This window comes from Kitasatospora sp. HPM-01-4 (genome assembly GCF_051374625.1).
GTDB lineage: Bacteria > Actinomycetota > Actinomycetes > Streptomycetales > Streptomycetaceae > Kitasatospora.
Map to the genome: position 1 here is coordinate 1,313,794 of NZ_JBPQGP010000005.1, position 16,258 is coordinate 1,330,051.

The following is a 16,258-nucleotide window of genomic DNA, read 5'->3' on the forward strand; positions in this document are numbered from 1 at the left end:
CCCGTTCGCGGTGGTGCTGCCGTGAACGCCGCCCAGAAGCGGGTGTTGGCGGTCTGCCTGGCCGGCGGGCTCACCACCATGCTGGACAACTCGGTGCTCAACATCGCGGTACCGGCCCTGCGGAGCTCGCTGCACGCCGGCGCGACCCAGGTGCAGTGGCTGGTCGCCGGATACTCGCTGGCCTTCGGGCTCGCGCTGATACCCGGCGGCCGGCTGGGTGACGAGCGCGGCCGCAAGCCGTTCTTCGTCGCGGGTATCGCGGTGTTCTTCACGGCCGGCCTGCTGGCGAGCACCGTGCGAATACCCGAACTGCTGGTGCTGCTCCGGCTGTTGCAGGGCGCCGGGGCCGGACTGGTCAACTCGCAGATGATCGGGACCATCCAGGACGTCTTCACCGGCCCGGAACGCACCCGGGCACTCGGCCTCTACCAGGTGGTCTGCGCGGTGGGGATCGCTCTCGGACCGCCGATCGGCGGTGCCCTGATCGCCGTGGCCGGCCCCGACTGGGGGTGGCGGCTGGCGTTCCTGGTGAGTACGCCCTCGGGCCTGGCCACACTGGTCCTGGCGGTGCGCCACCTGCCGCCGCCGAGGCGCTCGGCGGGCCGGGCCGATCTCGACCCGGTCGGCCTGCTGCTGGTCGGCGCGATGACCCTGGCGGTGATGCTGCCCTTCATCCAACCATCCAGCGGCACCGGCAAGTTGCTGTGGGCACTGGCGGCCGTCGCACTCGCCGGGGCCTTCCTGCTCTGGCAGCGCCGGTACGCGGCGGCCGGCCACCGCCCGCTGCTGCACCCGGCGTTGGCCCGCTCGGCACCGTACGCGCTGGGGACGGTGGTGGCGATGGGCCAGTTCGGCTCCTCGCTGGCCGCTTCGCTGGTGCTGGTGATGTTCCTTCAGGACGGGCTCGGCCTCTCGCCGCTCGCGGCCGCCGCCGTCACCCTGCCCTCGGCCCTGGCGATGGCCGGGGCGTCGGCGGTGGCCTGGCGGGTGGTGCAGCGGATCGGACGGCATGTGGTGGCGGTCGGTCTCGCACTCGCCGCCCTCGCCCTGCTGCTGAGCGGACTGGCCGGGCGGTACGCCCCGGTGGGCTGGCTGCCGCTGCTGCTGGCGGCCGGTCAGCTCTGCTCGGGCGCGGCCTCCGGGCTGTCCGTGTCGCCCAACCAGGCGGCGGTGCTGCGGCACGCGCCGGCCGAGGCGGCGGGGGTCGCGGGCGGGATCCTGCAGATGTCGCAGCGGATCGCGGGCGCGGTGGCGGTCTCCGCGGTCTCCGGTGTCTACCTGCACGGCGCGGCCGGTCCGGGTGCCGACCCCCGGACCGCGTACTGGCATGCCGCGCTCGTCTGTACCGCCCTGGTCTCGCTCTCGCTCGGCCTCACCGTCCTCACCGGCCGCCGCACCCCGCCGCCGACCGGATCCGGCCTCCCGTCCGCCCGCTCCACTCCGGAGTCCGCCGTGCCCGCCGCTCCGGGGCACACCGAGGCCGCGGAGACCGGGAACCGGCCGACCCGGCTCGGGCGCGGACGGCCCGGCCTCGGCCCCACCCGGTAGCGGTCCGCCCGGGACGGCGCACGACGGAGCTTCGTCCCCCGCTCGACCGGGCCGTCCTACGGGCCGGTCGAGCGGGGTGGTCGTGTTCAGGCGGTGGAGAGCACGGCCCGCAGCGCCTCGCTCACCGTCTCGCCGCCCGAGGTGAGTTCGAGGGTGCGCCCGGCGGAGGCCGGGGTGTCCAGGAGGGCGAGCAGGACCTGGGCGACGTCGTCGCGCGGTACGGAGCCCGCGGGCAGCGGCGGTGCGGCCAGGTGGACCAGGCCGCTGCCCTGCTCGTCCGTCAGGCGGCCGGGCCGCAGGATCGTCCAGGACAGGTCACGGCGGCGCAGCTCCTCCTCGGCGAGCGCCTTGGCCCGCAGGTAGGCGGCGAACTCCGGGTGCATGCCCGGGTCGTCGGCGCGGTCCAGGCCCATGCTGCTGATCATCAGGTAGCGGCCGACCCCGGCCAGCCCCGCCGCGTCGGCCAGCAGCACCGCGGCGGCCCGGTCGACGCTCTCCTTGCGGGCGCTGCCGCTGGCGGGGCCCGCTCCCGCGGCGAAGAGCACGGCGTCGGCGCCGTGCAGGTGTCCGGCGAGCTCGGCCGCCGGGGCCCACTCCAGGTCGCAGACCACCGCCCGGGCGCCCAACGACTCCAGGTCGTGGGCCTGTTCGGGCTTCCGGATCAGCCCGATCGCGGTGTCGCCGCGCTCGGCGAGCAGGCGTTCCAGGCGACGGGCGATCTGACCGTGTCCACCGGCGATGACGACATGCATAGCGGCGACGGTACCGCCGCCCCGGGGCCGCTCCGCTGACCGACACCGGTGCCTTCGCCGACACCGGCCCACCGGGCACCGCGGGTCGCGGCGCGCGAGGCCGCACGGCGCTCCCCTCCTCAGGGAGCATCCGCCGGAGTACGCCGGGCGCCGGAGCATACGCGGCCGACCCGCGACGGCGGTGCACGGCCGGTCCCCGGCGCCCCCGGCCGCTACCGTCCGTCAGTCGACCGGCGCCTTGTCACGGAGGACCTCGACGAAGGCCCGCATCCAGCCGGGGTGGTCCGGCCAGGCCCGGGCGGAGACCACGACGCCGTCCACGACCGCGTCGCTGTCCCGGAAGTCGGCACCGCCGGCCTGCACGTCCGGCTCCAGCGCGGGGTAGGCCGCGGTGCGGCGGCCCGCCATCACACCGGTGGCGAGGGTGATCAGCGGCCCGTGGCAGATCTGCGCGACCGGCTTGTCGGTCTCGAAGAAGTGCGCCACGATCCGCTTCACCTGGGCGTCGTTGCGCAGGTACTCGGGGGCCCGGCCGCCGGGCAGCACCAGGGCGGCGTACTGCGCCGGGACGACGTCGGCGAACGCGATGTCGGCCTGCCAGGTGTAGCCGGGCTTCTCGGTGTAGGTGTCGAAGCCCTCGACGAAGTCGTGCACCACGAACTGCAGGTTCTTCCGCGTCGGCGCCGCCAGGTGGACCTCGTAGCCCTCCTCCAGCAGCCGCTGGTAGGGGTAGAGGACCTCCAGCGACTCCGCCGCGTCGCCGGTGATGATCAGGATCTTGGGTGCCATAACGGGTCGTTTCCCCTCCGTCCGCCCACCTGCTGTGGGGCCATCCAAACCCTGCCGCCTGACCGGCCGTCCGGGCAATCCGCCACCGACGTCACCACGGTCGTGCGCCCCCAGGGTGCTGCAGTGCGCCGGCGTGCCCCCCGCCCGCCTGCCGGGGGCGCCTGAGCAGACCGACCGGCCGTACTCCGCGAGCGTCCGCGTCACCGTCGGCCTACGGTGCTGAAGAGGCCGATCAGCGCCCCTCCCGGTGGCCGGCTCGATCCGCCGCCCCGCATCGCCCGGCGTCCGCGCCGGGCGGCATCCGCGTCGCGCCGACCCGAACGTCGTCCGGCGCCCAGCGTCGCCCCCATCAGATCCGTCGCGTGCCGCGAGGCCGTCGCGCACAGGAGGTTGCCATGTCGAACTCCCAGGTCGTCGAGTCCACCACCGTCGCCAACCTCCGGGATCTCGGCGGCATATCCCTGCCCGGCGGCGGCCGGGTACGCCCGGGTACCGCCTTCCGCTCCGGCCAGCTCCACCGGCTGGACCTGCGGGCGGACCATGCGGTCTCGGCGCTCGGAATCCGTACCGTGGTGGACCTCCGGACGGCTTTCGAACGCGCCTCCCGCCCCGACCGGGTCCCGGCCGGGGCGAATCTGCTGGTGGCGGACGTGATGGCGGACACCTCCGGCGCGGGCGCCGCCAACCGGCTGGGCGCCGCCATGGCCGACCCCGCCAAGGCCAACCGCACCCTCGGCGGCGGCCGGGCCAGGCAGGCCCTGGAGAAGGACTACCGCTCCTTCGTCACCAGCGCCTCCGCCCGGGCGGCGTACAAGCAGCTGCTGACCGCGCTGGCCCGGCCCGAGGGCGGTCCGGTGCTCTTCCACTGCACGGCGGGCAAGGACCGCACCGGGTGGGGCGCCAGCCTGATCCTGCTGCTGCTCGGCGCCGACGAGCCGACCGTGCGGGCGGAGTACCTGGCCGTCGGCCCGGCGGTGCGGGCGGCCTTCGCCGCGCAGGTCGCGACCTTCACCGGTGCCGGCGGCGATCCGGAGATCGCGGATGCGGTGATCGGCGTCCACCCGTCCTACCTGGCCGCGGCGATCGGGACCATGACCGAGATGTGGGGCGACGTCGAGAGCTACGCCCGCGCCGGCCTGGGGCTCAAGGACGAGACCGTGGACGCGCTGCGCACCCGGCTCACGGCCTGACGGGACTGGGCGCCCGCCGGTGTCCCGGCTCGCGCCCCGGGCCGGGAGTCGGACGGTGCCCATGGACGTTCGACCAGCGAATCTCCTTGCGAGCAAGACGGTTTGACCGGATCGGCATCCCGGGGATACCTGTCCATGACAAGCAACGCGAGGCTACCGACGGTCGTCCACCCCACTGGAGGTCCCGTGCCCCCCGGCCCGCACGCACCCCGGCTCCCCGCACAGGAGGGGCACCCGGCGGCCTCCGCGCACGCCAGATTCGGCGACCGGCTGCGCCACTGGCGCCGCCTGCGCGGACTGAGCCAGGCCGAGCTCGGCCGCCGGCTCGGTTACCACGACTCGCACATCAGCCGGGTCGAGACCACCCGTCGCTGGCCGCCCGCCGGAATGGCCGAGCGCACCGACCGACTCCTGGACACCGGCGGCGAGTTGAGCATCCTCTGGCCCGCCGTGGAGTACGAGCGGCGCGCGCAGCGCAGACGGCGGAGCGCCGGTCGCATCCCGCCGCAGGCGCTGGCGGAACTGCTCGGTACCGCCCGGCTGGCGGGCTGGGCCCCGCTCGGCGCCAACGAGGCCGCATACGAGCAAGTGATCGGCACCGTACTGGAGTTGCTGGGCGACGGCGCCCGGCCCAGGCCGAACGGGTAGATCCGGGAGTCCGGCTCACGGCCGGGCCCCGGGGCTTGGCGCCGACCACCGGGTCCCACCGGGAGGCCCGGCACCGGGCCGCGCCCCTGCCGCCCGGCCGGGGCGGCGCCCTGGGGGCCGGCGCGCTGCCGCCGGAGACCGGGGAGAGCGCACGAAGCCGGGAAAGCGCACGACGAGGGGGTGCGCCGGCCCCGGCGCGGGCGGAGGATCGGGACGTGACCACGGATGACACCGCCGGCACCCTGCGCCTGGGCACCGCGCACGGCCGGTGGGTACTGCTCGCAACGGCGCTCGGCTCCGGCATGGCGATGCTCGACGGCACGGTGGTGAACGTCGCCCTCCCCCGGATCGGCGCCGACCTCGGTGCCTCGATGGCGGCTCTCCAGTGGACGGTCAACGCCTACCTGCTCACCCTGGCCGGCCTGATCCTGCTGGGCGGCTCGCTCGGCGACCGCTACGGCCGGCGCAAGGTCTTCCTGATCGGCGTCTGCTGGTTCGCCACCGCCTCGGCCGCCTGCGCGGTCGCACCCGGCATCGAGCTACTGATCATCGCCCGCGCCCTGCAGGGCATCGGCGGCGCCCTGCTGACCCCCGGATCGCTCGCGATGCTCCAGGCCTCCTTCCGCCCGGACGACCGGTCGGGGGCGGTGGGCGTCTGGTCGGGCCTCGGCGGGGTGTCGGCCGCCGTCGGACCGTTCCTCGGCGGCTGGCTGGTGGACGGGCCGGGTTGGCGCTGGATCTTCCTGCTGAACGTGCCGCTGGCCGCGATGGTCACCTGGGTGACGGTCCGCCATGTCCCGGAGAGCCGCGACGAGCGTGCCACCGGCCGCTTCGACGTCCGGGGCGCGGTGCTCGCCGCGCTCGCCCTCGGCGGGGTGACCTACGCGCTGACCGAGGGCCTCCGGGGACTGTCCGGCCTCGCCGGTGTGGCGGGCCTGCTGTTCGCTGTGCTGTTCGTACGGACGGAGCGGCGCAATCCGCAGCCGATGCTGCCGCTGGAACTGTTCTCCTCCCGCCTGTTCACTTCGGTCAACCTGGTGACGCTCTGCGTGTACGGGGCGTTCAGCGGGATCTTCCTGCTGCTGATGGTCCAGCTGCAGACGGTGGCCGGGTTCGAACCGCTGGTGGCGGGGATCGCACTGCTGCCGACCACCCTGCTGATGCTGGCGTTCTCCGGTCGGGCCGGGAAGCTGGGCCGCCGGATCGGGCCCCGGATCCCGCTCTTCGTCGGACCGCTGCTCTGCGCGGCCGGCGTCCTGCTGATGCTGCGGATCGGCCCGCACGCCTCGTACTGGGGCGATGTGCTGCCCGCCGTGGTGGTCCTGGGCATCGGGATGACCCTGTTGGTGGCGCCGCTGACGGCGACCGTCCTGGCGGCCGTGGAGGTGCGGCGGGCCGGCATCGCCAGCGGGGTGAACAACGCGGCCGCCCGAGCCGCCGGACTGCTCGCGGTCGCCGCCCTGCCCGCCCTCTCCGGCCTGAGCGGCGAGGCGTACCGGGTGCCGAGCGAGGTGAACGGCGCGTTCCGCACCGCGATGCTGATCTGCGCCGGGCTGCTCACCGCGGGCGGCCTGCTGGCCCTGGCCACCGTGCGCGGTGACGCGCTCGCACCGGACCGCCCGACCGCCGAACCCGACTGCGAGTGGTACTGCGCCCCGACCACTCCGCCGCTCGACCCGGGCCACGAAACGCCCTGACCGGGGGTGCGGGACCCTCGTACGGCCCGGCTGTCCGACCCCGGGAGGGGTCAGCCCACGACCGCCTTCAGCTGCACCATGCCCAGCCGGGCGAAGAGCACCGACACCGGCAGCTCCTTCGCCCCGCTCGGGACGTTCAGGTGCCGCAGCACGACGTGGTACCCGTCCTGCGTCCCGAAGGTGACCGGGCTGCTCGGCACCAGGTTGACCCCCACCGGCGGCACGGTCGCGGTGCCGCCCGGCGCCTTGAGCACCGCGCTCTCCATCGCACTGGAGGAGACCATCACCAGGTGCTCGTCGATGGTGCTGTCATTGCGCACCACCATCGCCAGCTCGCCCTCCCCGTCCGCCCCCGGGTGGACGGTGGCACCGGTGATCGTGACCGCGGGCATGTCCTGGGTGCTGCCGGTCTTGACGGTCAGCTGCCCGGGGGCCGAGGACTCGCTCACCGCGCGCGCGGGCACCGGCGCGGACTTGTCGCCGTCGGAACAGCCGGTGGTGACCAGTGCGGCGACCGCCAGCAGCGCACCCGCCCGTACGACGCGCACCGGCCCTCGCCCGCTCGGCCGTGCCGTCGGCCCGTGCCACAAACGCGCTCGCTGCGCCCGCATGAAACTCTCCCTCGGTCCGGTCATGTGCATCGTAGGCGCCCTTATCCGCGGACACGGAGAGGGCCCCGCCGAAGCGGGGCCCTCTCACCGCGGGTCCGTGAGCGGACCCGTCACAGAATGTCGCCCGGCGCGTACTTCGCCGCCGCGGGGTGGGCGGCCGCGACGGCCTCCACCCGGCGGACGACCTCGGCGACCTGCGCCCCGGCCGCACCGGTGAAGGAGAGGCGGTCGGCGAGCAGCGCGTCCAGCCCGGAGCGGTCCAGCGGGATCCGGCTGTCGGCGGCGAGCCGGTCCAGCAGCGCGTTCTCGCGGGCGCCCTCGCGCATCGCCAGCGCGGAGGCGACCGCGTGCTCCTTGATGACCTCGTGCGCGGTCTCCCGGCCGACACCGGCCCGCACCGCGCCCATCAGCACCTTGGTGGTGGCCAGGAACGGCAGGTAGCGGTCCAGCTCGGCCTCGACCACGGCCGGGAAGGCACCGAACTCGTCGAGGACGGTCAGGAAGGTCTCCAGCAGGCCGTCGAAGGCGAAGAAGGCGTCCGGCAGCGCGACCCGGCGCACCACCGAGCAGGAGACGTCGCCCTCGTTCCACTGGTCGCCGCCGAGCTCGGCGGTCATCGAGGCGTAGCCGCGCAGGATCACGGCCAGACCGTTGACGCGCTCGCAGGAGCGGGTGTTCATCTTGTGCGGCATGGCCGAGGAGCCGACCTGGCCGGCCTTGAAGCCCTCGGTCACCAGCTCGTGACCGGCCATCAGGCGGATGGTCTTGGCCAGGCTGGAGGGCGCCGCGGCGAGCTGGACCAGGGCGGTGACCACCTCGAAGTCCAGCGAGCGCGGGTAGACCTGGCCGACGCTGGTGAGCACGTTGTCGAAACCGAGGTGGCCGGCGACCCGGCGCTCCAGCTCGGCGAGCTTGTCGGCGTCGCCGCCGAGCAGGTCCAGCATGTCCTGCGCGGTGCCGACCGGGCCCTTGATCCCGCGCAGCGGGTAGCGGGCGATCAGCTCCTCCAGGCGGGCGAAGGCGACCAGCAGCTCGTCCGCGACGGTCGCGAAGCGCTTGCCGAGGGTGGTGGCCTGCGCGGCGACGTTGTGCGAGCGGCCGGCCATGACCAGCTCGGCGTGCTGGGCGGCCAGGCTGCCGAGGCGGACCAGGACGGCCACGGTGCGGTCCCGCACGTGCTCCAGGGACTGCCGGATCTGCAGCTGCTCGACGTTCTCGGTGAGGTCCCGGGAGGTCATGCCCTTGTGGATCTGCTCGTGCCCGGCGAGCTCGCTGAACTCCTCGATCCGCGCCTTGACGTCGTGCCGGGTGACCCGCTCACGAGCGGCGATGGAGCCGAGGTCGACCTGGTCGATCACCCGCTCGTAGTCGGCGACGGCGTCGGCCGGCACCTCGATGCCCAGGTCCTGCTGGGCCTTCAGAACGGCGAGCCACAGGTGGCGCTCAAGGACCACCTTGTGCTCGGGGGACCACAGCTGGGCCAGGGTCGCCGAGGCGTACCGAGAGGCCAGGACATTGGGAATCTGGGGCTTCGCGCTCACGCTTCGCTAGCCTAACAGCCGAGGCCGGCCGGGTCGGCGGCGCGTGGGGCCCGGTGCCCGCCGGACAGGCCGTCCAGCACGGCGGGCAGCCGGCCGCTGTGGACCACGCCCAGCCGCTGGGTGGCCCGGGTCAGTGCGACGTAGAGGTCGCCCAGCCCCCGCGGCGCCCCGGCGACGATCTGGGCCGGCTCCACGACGAGTACGCGGTCGTACTCCAGCCCCTTGGCCTGCCTGGGGCCGAGCACCACCACCGCGCTCGCCGCCTGCGGGTCCTCGCCGATCGCCGCGGCGGGGACGGCGGCGGTCACCGCGCCGCCCAGCTCGGCCAGCCGTGCCTCGGGCACGATCACGGCCAGCCGCCGCCCATCCAGCCCGGCGGCCTCCCGGGCCGCGATCTCGCCCAGCCGCAGCGGGAGTTCGGCGTCCCGGACCTCGTACCGGCTCGGGTGGGCGCCGGTGGCGCGGACGGAGCGCGGCACCTCCAGCGCGGGGTCCAGTACGGCCAGTACGTCAGCGGCGACCGCCATGATCTCGGCTGGCGTGCGGTAGTTGAGCGAGAGCCGTTCAAGTCGCCAGCGCCCGGCGGCATACGGGTCGAGCACCCGGTGCCAGGAGGTGGTGCCGGCCGGGTCCCCGGTCTGTGCGATGTCACCGACCACCGTCATCGAGCGGGTGGGGCAGCGGCGCATGAGCAGCCGCCAGGCCATCTCGGAGAGCTCCTGCGCCTCGTCCACGATGACGTGCCCGAAGGTCCAGGTCCGGTCGGCCGCCGCACGTTCCGCCGCCGTCCGCCGGTCAACCTCCTCGTGCCGCTCGGCCAGCCGCCCGGCGTCCAGCAGGTCGAAGGCGGACAGCGTCTCCGACTCCTGGCCGTCCTCCTGGTCGGTCGAGCGGGAGCCGAGGGCGACGTCCAGCACGCCCTGGGCGTACTCGAGGCGTTCGTGCCGCCCCCGTTCGGCGAGCGCTACGGCCGCGCGGTCGTCCTCGCCGAGGAGTTCGGCGGCCTCGTCCAGCAGCGGGGCGTCCGAGGGCGCCCAGCCGCCGGCCTCCTCGCGCAGGAGCAGGCGCTGCTCGCGCGGGGTGAGTCCCGGCGCTGCGGCGGCGATGCGGTCGGCGGAGCGGAACAGGTCGGCGAGCAGCCGCTGCGGGGTCAGGACCGGCCACAGCTCGTCGATCGCGGCCCGCACCCCGGGGCTCTCCCGCAGCTCCCGGCGGAGGTCCTCGACGTCCTGCTCGTCCAGCAGGCCGGGGCCGCCGAGCACATCGGCGCCGATGCGGTCGGCCCACTGCGTGGCGAGGGCGTCGACGATTCCCCGGACCACCAGCGGACGCGCCCGGTTGTGCGGCAGGCCCGAGTCACGGGCCTGCCGCCGGACCCGGGCGCAGGTGTGCCGGTCCAGCCGCAGCACCTCGCCCTCGTGGTCGATCTCCAGCGCGTCGTCGGGAACCCACTGCCGGTCGCGTACCGCCGCCGCCACCACCTCGGCCATCGCCGACCGTCCCTTGACCTCCGCGACCCGGGGATGCTCGGTCCGCTCCGGCATCACCCCGGGGTACAGCTCGCCGACGGTGGACAGCAGCACGCTCGTCTCGCCGAGGGAGGGCAGCACCCGGCCGATGTAGCGGAGGAAGGTGGCGTTCGGGCCGACGACCAGGACGACGCGCCTCGCCAGCTGCTCGCGGTGCGCGTACAGCAGATAGGCCGCGCGGTGCAGGGCGACCGCGGTCTTCCCGGTGCCAGGACCGCCCTGGACCACGAGGACGCCCCGGTGGTCGGCGCGGATGATCCGGTCCTGCTCGCTCTGGATGGTCGCGACGATGTCCGTCATCCGGCCGGTCCGGCCGGCGTTCAGTGCGGCCAGCAGCGCCGCCTCGCCGGTCACTCCCCCGTCCCCGGCGGGCTCGGCCTGGTCCAGGTCGAGCACCTCGTCGTGGAGGCCGACCACCGTCCGGCCCGCGCTCCGGAGGTGGCGTCGGCGCCTGACACCGCACGGGGACACCGCGGTCGCCAGGTAGAACGGCCGCGCGGCGGGCGCGCGCCAGTCGATCAGCAGCGGCTCGCGGGAGTCGGCGCCGTCGAGGAGGCCGAGCCTGCCGATGTACCGGCGGTCGCCGTCCGAGAGGTCGAGTCTGCCGAAGCACAGTCCCTGCTCGGCCGCGTCCAGCTGGGCGAGCCGCTCCGCCCAGTGGCCGTGGGCCACCTCGCGCTCGACCCGCGCCTGCGCGGTTCCGCCGGCGGATGCCGCCGGTAACCCGGCCAGTCGGCTCGACGTCTCCTCCCGGAGTGCGTCGAGCCGCCGGTAGAGCCTGGTGACGTGTTCCTGCTCCCGGGCGATCTCCTTGCTTGACAAGCTGTCCTCCACTGATAGAATGTCACCGCAGGGTTTTCTGCGAGCATTTAGCCTTTCGCAGACTTTCGAGCATAGCGCCCTCCGCTTGCGCATGCCGCACTCCCCCTGCCCCTTCTCCGGCCTGACGCCGACCCAGGTACACCCGCGCCGCCGACGGGCGCTTTCTTCAGCCTGGTTCGCGAGCGATGGGCACCCGACGCCACACCCAAGGGACTTGACAACGCGTCGGCTTCTATCGCTAATGGTTTTCATCTTCGATAAGACAGGCCCGATGCTCCGAAGGGACCCGGCACAATGTCACTCAACGTCTCCCCCGCACTCCTCGCCCAGGCCGAGAACGGCACGGTCGACGAGGCCGACTTCATCGACACCGTCCGCACCTCGCTCCCCTACGCCTACCGGGTGGTCTCCGGGCTCAGCACCGAACTCGGCTCCACCACACGCGAGTTCGCCGACGACAACACCACGCCGACCGACGAGGAGCGCGCCCAGCTGCTGCGCGCCCTGGCCAGCAACGCCATCCGCGGCAGTCTGGAGCGGCACTTCGGCGTACGCCTCGCCTTCATGAACTGCCACCGCGTCGCCGCCTTCCGACCCGGCACCGAACAGGGCGACGCCTACCGCGAGTTCACCTCGCTGCGTGCCCAACTCCTCAACCAGACACCGGAGCTGCGCAGCTGCTGAACCCCGATCCACGCGCCTGACCGGCGGGTCAACCGAGCCGCGCGAGCGCCAGGTTGAGGGCGAGGACGTTCACCCGGGGCTGGCCGAGGAAGCCCAGGACCCGCCCTTGGACGTGCTCCCCGACCAGCCGGCGGACCACCGCCGGATCCAGGCCGCGCGCCCCGGCGACCCGGTCGACCTGCTGGTAGGCGTAGGCCGGGGAGATCTGCGGATCGAGCCCCGAGCCGCTCGCCGTGACCGCGTCCGGGGGGACCCGCTCGGCCGCGATGCCGTCGAAGGCGGCGACGGCCGTGCGGCGGTCCCCGATGGTCGCGGTCAGACCGGCGTCATCGGGACCGAGGTTGGAGGCGCCCGAGGCGGTCGGGTCGTACCCGCCGCTGCCCGCCGCCGAGGGCCGCGGCTGGAACCACCTGGGATCGGGCCTGGCCCGCTCCTTCGGGTCGGCGGGGTTGAGCTTGGGCAGCTCGAAGTTCTGGCCCAGCAGACCGGAGCCGACCACCCGTCCGTCCCGCCTCAGCAGCGAGCCGTTGGCCTGCCGGTCCAGGGCCAGCTGGGCGAACCCGGTGATCAGCAGCGGGTAGGCCAGCCCGCAGACGACGGTGAAGACGAGCAGCAGCCGCAGTGCGGCCAGGTGCAGCCGGATCAGCACCAGCAGCGGCGTCGGCACGGGCACTCTCCTTCCGCCCTCAGCGCAGCCCGGGGACGAACTGCACCAGCAGGTCGATCAGCTTGATCCCGACGAACGGCAGGATCAGGCCGCCCACCCCGTAGACACCGAGGTTGCGGCGCAGCAGCGCGGAGGCCGAGGAGGGCCGGTAGCGCACGCCGCGCAGGGCGAGCGGGATCAGCGCGACGATGATCAGCGCGTTGAAGACGATCGCCGAGGTGATCGCCGAGGTCGGGCTGTGCAGGGCCATGATGTTGAGGTGGTGCAGCCCCGGGTAGACCCCGGCGAACATCGCCGGGATGATCGCGAAGTACTTGGCGACGTCGTTGGCGATCGAGAAGGTGGTCAACGCCCCTCGGGTGATGAGCAGTTGCTTGCCGATCTCGACGATCTCGATCAGCTTGGTCGGGTTGGAGTCCAGGTCGACCATGTTCCCGGCCTCCTTGGCAGCCGAGGTGCCGGTGTTCATCGCGACGCCCACGTCGGCCTGGGCCAGCGCGGGCGCGTCGTTGGTGCCGTCACCGGTCATCGCCACCAGCTTCCCGCCGCCCTGCTCCTGCCGGATCAGGGCCATCTTGTGCTCCGGGGTGGCCTCGGCGAGGAAGTCGTCCACCCCGGCCTCGTCCGCGATGGCCTTGGCGGTCAGCGGGTTGTCACCCGTGATCATGACCGTGCGGATGCCCATCCGGCGCAGGTCCTCGAACCGCTCCCGGATGCCCTGCTTGACCACGTCCTTCAGGTGGATGACCCCCAGGATCCGGGCCGGTTCACCGCCCTGCCGGACGGCCACCACCAGCGGTGTGCCGCCCACCGCCGAGATGCCGTCGACGAGCGGGCCGATCTCGGTGCCGGGCCGTCCGCCGTTCTCCTCCACCCAGCGGACCACCGCGCCGGACGCCCCTTTGCGGACCTTGCGGGTGCTCCCGTTCTCGTGCAGGTCCGCGCCGCTCATCCGGGTCTGCGCGGAGAACCCGATCCAGTCGGCCTGCCCGATCTCGGCCTGGGTGCGGGCGCGCAGTCCGTACCGTTCCTTCGCCAGGACGACGATGGAGCGTCCTTCCGGCGTCTCGTCGGCGAGGCTGGAGAGCTGTGCGGCGTCGGCCAGCTGCCGCAGGTCCGTGCCGCCGACCGGGGTGAACTCGGCGGCCTGCCGGTTGCCGAAGGTGATGGTGCCGGTCTTGTCCAGCAGCAGCGTCGAGACGTCTCCGGCCGCCTCCACCGCCCGGCCCGACATGGCCAGCACATTGCGCTGCACCAGCCGGTCCATGCCGGCGATGCCGATCGCGGAGAGCAGTGCGCCGATCGTGGTCGGGATCAGCGCCACCAGCAGGGCGACCAGGACCACGATCGGCTGCTCGGCGCCCGCGTAGGTGGCCATCGGCTGCAGGGTGACGACGGCCAGCAGGAAGATGATGGTCAGCGAGGCCAGCAGGATGTCGAGGGCGATCTCGTTGGGCGTCTTCTGCCGGGCCGCGCCCTCGACCAGCGCGATCATGCGGTCGATGAAGGTCTCCCCCGGCCTGGAGGTGATCTTCACGACGATCCGGTCGGAGAGCACCGTGGTGCCGCCGGTGACGGCCGAGCGGTCCCCGCCGGACTCCCGGATGACCGGGGCCGACTCGCCGGTGATCGCCGACTCGTCCACCGAGGCCGCGCCCTCGACCACATCGCCGTCGCCCGGGATGAGCTGCCCGGCCTCGACGATCACATGGTCGCCGAGCCGCAGTTCCGCCGCGCGCACGGTCTCCTCCGGCACCGGGGCCAGCCCGGGCTGCCACGCCACGGTGATCCGCCGGGCGACCGCCTCGGTCCTGGTTCGGCGCAGGGTGTCCGCCTGGGCCTTGCCACGGCCCTCCGCCACGGCCTCGGCCAGATTGGCGAAGAGCACCGTGAGCCAGAGCCACACCGTGATCACCCAGGCGAACACGCTGGGGTGCCGGAGGGCCGAGTACGTGGTGAGCAGCGCGCCGATCTCCACCACGAACACGACCGGGTGGCGGACCATCACCCGGGGGTCGAGCTTGCGGACCGCTTCGGGGACGGAACGCACCAGCTGCTTGGGGTCCAGCACCCCCGCCGACACCCGGGGCACCTGGTGCGCGGGCGGTGTCGTCAGCATCAGCGCAGCCCTTCGGCCAGCGGCCCGAGCGCCAGGGCGGGGAAGTAGGTGAGCCCGACGACGATCAGCACCACGCCCAGGAGCATCCCCACGAAGAGGGGCCGGTGGGTCGGCAGCGTCCCGGCGGTCACGGGCACCGGGCTCTGCCCGGCCAGGGATCCGGCGAGCGCCATGACGAAGATGATCGGCAGCAGCCGGCCGAACAGCATGGCCAGGCCGAGCGCGGTGTTCCACCAGGTGCTGGTGGCGGTGAGGCCGGCGAAGGCGGAGCCGTTGTTGTTGGCCGCCGAGGTGAAGGCGTACAGCACCTCGGAGAATCCGTGCGGACCGGAGTTCAGGATGCCGGCCCGCGCCGACCCGAGGGACATCGCCGTGCCGGTGCCGATCAGCACCACCGCGGGGGTGCTCAGGATGTAGAGGGAGGAGAACTTGATCTCCCGGCCGCCCAGCTTCTTGCCCAGGTACTCGGGTGTCCGGCCGACCATCAGCCCGGCCACGAACACCGTCACGACGGCCAGGATCAGCATGCCGTAGAGCCCCGACCCCGCACCGCCGGGCGCGATCTCACCGAGCATCATGTCGAACAGCAGCACTCCGCCGCCCAGCGGTGAGTACGAGTCGTGCGCGGAGCCGGTCGCGCCGGTCGAGGTGAGCGTGGTCGCGGCGCCGAACAGCGTGGAGCCGGCGATGCCGAAGCGCACCTCCTTGCCCTCCATCGCCGCACCGGCCGCCCGCAGGGCACTCCCCTGGTGCTGCCACTCGAAGAGCGTCAGCAGACCGGAGGATCCGATCCAGATCAGCGCCATCACGGCGACGATCGCGTTGCCCTGGCGCCGGTCGCCGACCATGGTGCCGAAGGTGCGGGGCAGCGCGAAGCCGATCACCAGCAGCAGGTAGACCTCGAGCCAGTTGGTCAGCGGGTTCGGGTTCTCGAAGGGGTGCGCGGAGTTGGCGTTGTAGAAGCCGCCGCCGTTGGTACCCAGCAGCTTGATGACCTCCTGGGTGGCGACCGGGCCGCCGGTGATGGTCTGCGCGCCGCCGTTCAGTGTCCCGACGGATACCGGAGCGTGCAGGTTCTCGACCATTCCGGCCGCCACGAAGACCACGGCGAAGACCACCGACACCGGGAGCAGCAGCCGGACCGTCACCCGGACCATGTCCACCCAGAAGTTGCCCACCCGGTCGGTCCGGCTGCCGGCGAAGCCCCGGATCAGCGCCGCCGCCACGGAGACGCCCACGGCGGCGGAGAGGAAGTTCTGCACCGCGAGGCCGGCCATCTGCACCAGATGGCCCATGGTCGACTCGCCCGAGTACGACTGCCAGTTGGTGTTGGTGACGAAGGAGACCGCGGTGTTCCAGGCCGTCGCGGCGGGTACGGCGGGGAAGCCGAGCGACAGCCAGAGGCGGTTCTGCAGCCGCTGGAAGGCGTAGAGGAAGAGCACCGAGACGGCCGAGAAGGCGAGCACGCCCCGCAGATAGGCCCGCCACGTCTGCTCGAAGTCGGCGTTGACACCGATCAGCCGGTAGAGGCCGCGTTCGATCCGCAGATGCCTCCGGCTGGTGAGCAGACGGGCCATGTAGTCGCCCAGCGGCCGGTACGACAGCGCGAGCGCGCCCGCCAGTGCCAGCGCCTGCAGCAGACCCGCGAGGCCGGCGGCCAC

The 16,258-nt window shown here is 73.4% G+C and carries 13 protein-coding genes; 5 read left to right on the forward strand and 8 right to left on the reverse strand.

Translation table 11 applies throughout. The features are described 5' to 3' along the window. Nucleotides 1–21 precede the first annotated feature (21 nt). Nucleotides 22–1,548, forward strand: coding sequence for an MFS transporter (locus ACSMTC_RS05540; protein WP_436558517.1), 1,527 nt, complete (start codon nt 22–24; stop codon nt 1,546–1,548). 86 nt (nt 1,549–1,634) lie between these two features. Here ACSMTC_RS05540 and ACSMTC_RS05545 read toward each other — a convergent pair whose 3' ends face one another. Further along, a complete protein-coding gene (locus tag ACSMTC_RS05545) occupies nt 1,635–2,300 on the reverse strand; it encodes an SDR family oxidoreductase (RefSeq protein ID WP_436558518.1) in 666 nt (221 codons plus the stop codon). A 222-nt stretch (nt 2,301–2,522) separates the two neighbouring features. Continuing rightward, nucleotides 2,523–3,089, reverse strand: a complete 567-nt coding sequence (locus tag ACSMTC_RS05550; RefSeq protein ID WP_436558519.1) for a DJ-1/PfpI family protein — start codon at nt 3,087–3,089, stop codon at nt 2,523–2,525. 395 nt (nt 3,090–3,484) lie between these two features. Here ACSMTC_RS05550 and ACSMTC_RS05555 point away from each other — a divergent pair, with 395 nt between their 5' ends. The 3 genes from ACSMTC_RS05555 to ACSMTC_RS05565 all read left to right on the forward strand — a co-directional run bounded on the left by ACSMTC_RS05555 (nt 3,485) and on the right by ACSMTC_RS05565 (nt 6,624). Beyond that, entirely contained in the window at nt 3,485–4,279 is a 795-nt protein-coding gene (locus tag ACSMTC_RS05555) for a tyrosine-protein phosphatase (RefSeq protein ID WP_436558520.1), read from the forward strand. A 186-nt stretch (nt 4,280–4,465) separates the two neighbouring features. Next, entirely contained in the window at nt 4,466–4,927 is a 462-nt protein-coding gene (locus tag ACSMTC_RS05560) for a helix-turn-helix domain-containing protein (protein ID WP_436558521.1), read from the forward strand. A gap of 215 nt (nt 4,928–5,142) precedes the next feature. Then, a complete protein-coding gene (locus ACSMTC_RS05565; protein ID WP_436558522.1) occupies nt 5,143–6,624 on the forward strand; it encodes an MFS transporter in 1,482 nt (493 codons plus the stop codon). 50 nt (nt 6,625–6,674) lie between these two features. Here ACSMTC_RS05565 and ACSMTC_RS05570 read toward each other — a convergent pair whose 3' ends face one another. The 3 genes from ACSMTC_RS05570 to ACSMTC_RS05580 all read right to left on the reverse strand — a co-directional run bounded on the left by ACSMTC_RS05570 (nt 6,675) and on the right by ACSMTC_RS05580 (nt 11,127). Continuing rightward, on the reverse strand, nt 6,675–7,172 hold the full coding sequence (locus ACSMTC_RS05570; protein ID WP_436558523.1) for a hypothetical protein: 498 nt from the start codon (nt 7,170–7,172) through the stop codon (nt 6,675–6,677). A 173-nt stretch (nt 7,173–7,345) separates the two neighbouring features. After that, complete coding sequence (purB, locus tag ACSMTC_RS05575) at nt 7,346–8,776, reverse strand: adenylosuccinate lyase (RefSeq protein WP_436558524.1); 1,431 nt, start codon at nt 8,774–8,776, stop codon at nt 7,346–7,348. Nucleotides 8,777–8,787: 11 nt separating this feature from the next. Then, a complete protein-coding gene (locus tag ACSMTC_RS05580; protein ID WP_436558525.1) occupies nt 8,788–11,127 on the reverse strand; it encodes a HelD family protein in 2,340 nt (779 codons plus the stop codon). Between the two features lie 294 nt (nt 11,128–11,421). On the opposite strand from ACSMTC_RS05580, the gene ACSMTC_RS05585 reads away from it, so the two are divergent. After that, a complete protein-coding gene (locus ACSMTC_RS05585) occupies nt 11,422–11,811 on the forward strand; it encodes an SCO5389 family protein (RefSeq protein ID WP_436558526.1) in 390 nt (129 codons plus the stop codon). A gap of 28 nt (nt 11,812–11,839) precedes the next feature. Here ACSMTC_RS05585 and kdpC read toward each other — a convergent pair whose 3' ends face one another. The 3 genes from kdpC to kdpA are packed head-to-tail and all read right to left on the reverse strand — an operon-like array spanning nt 11,840 to nt 16,258. Next, the gene (kdpC, locus tag ACSMTC_RS05590) at nt 11,840–12,478 is read right to left on the reverse strand and encodes a potassium-transporting ATPase subunit KdpC (protein WP_436558527.1); all 639 of its coding nucleotides are present in this window, start codon (nt 12,476–12,478) and stop codon (nt 11,840–11,842) included. Nucleotides 12,479–12,497: 19 nt separating this feature from the next. After that, the gene (gene kdpB, locus ACSMTC_RS05595) at nt 12,498–14,597 is read right to left on the reverse strand and encodes a potassium-transporting ATPase subunit KdpB (RefSeq protein WP_436558528.1); all 2,100 of its coding nucleotides are present in this window, start codon (nt 14,595–14,597) and stop codon (nt 12,498–12,500) included. Continuing rightward, on the reverse strand, nt 14,597–16,258 hold the full coding sequence (gene kdpA, locus ACSMTC_RS05600) for a potassium-transporting ATPase subunit KdpA (protein WP_436558529.1): 1,662 nt from the start codon (nt 16,256–16,258) through the stop codon (nt 14,597–14,599). Before kdpA ends, kdpB begins: the two co-directional genes overlap by 1 nt.

Coding starts and splice junctions, on each gene's coding strand:
- ACSMTC_RS05545 (WP_436558518.1), bottom strand. CDS start 2,300: ATGCATGTCGTCATCGCCGGTGGACACGGTCAGATCGCCCGTCGCCTG.
- ACSMTC_RS05550 (WP_436558519.1), bottom strand. CDS start 3,089: ATGGCACCCAAGATCCTGATCATCACCGGCGACGCGGCGGAGTCGCTG.
- ACSMTC_RS05555 (WP_436558520.1), top strand. CDS start 3,485: ATGTCGAACTCCCAGGTCGTCGAGTCCACCACCGTCGCCAACCTCCGG.
- ACSMTC_RS05585 (WP_436558526.1), top strand. CDS start 11,422: ATGTCACTCAACGTCTCCCCCGCACTCCTCGCCCAGGCCGAGAACGGC.
- kdpB (WP_436558528.1), bottom strand. CDS start 14,597: ATGCTGACGACACCGCCCGCGCACCAGGTGCCCCGGGTGTCGGCGGGG.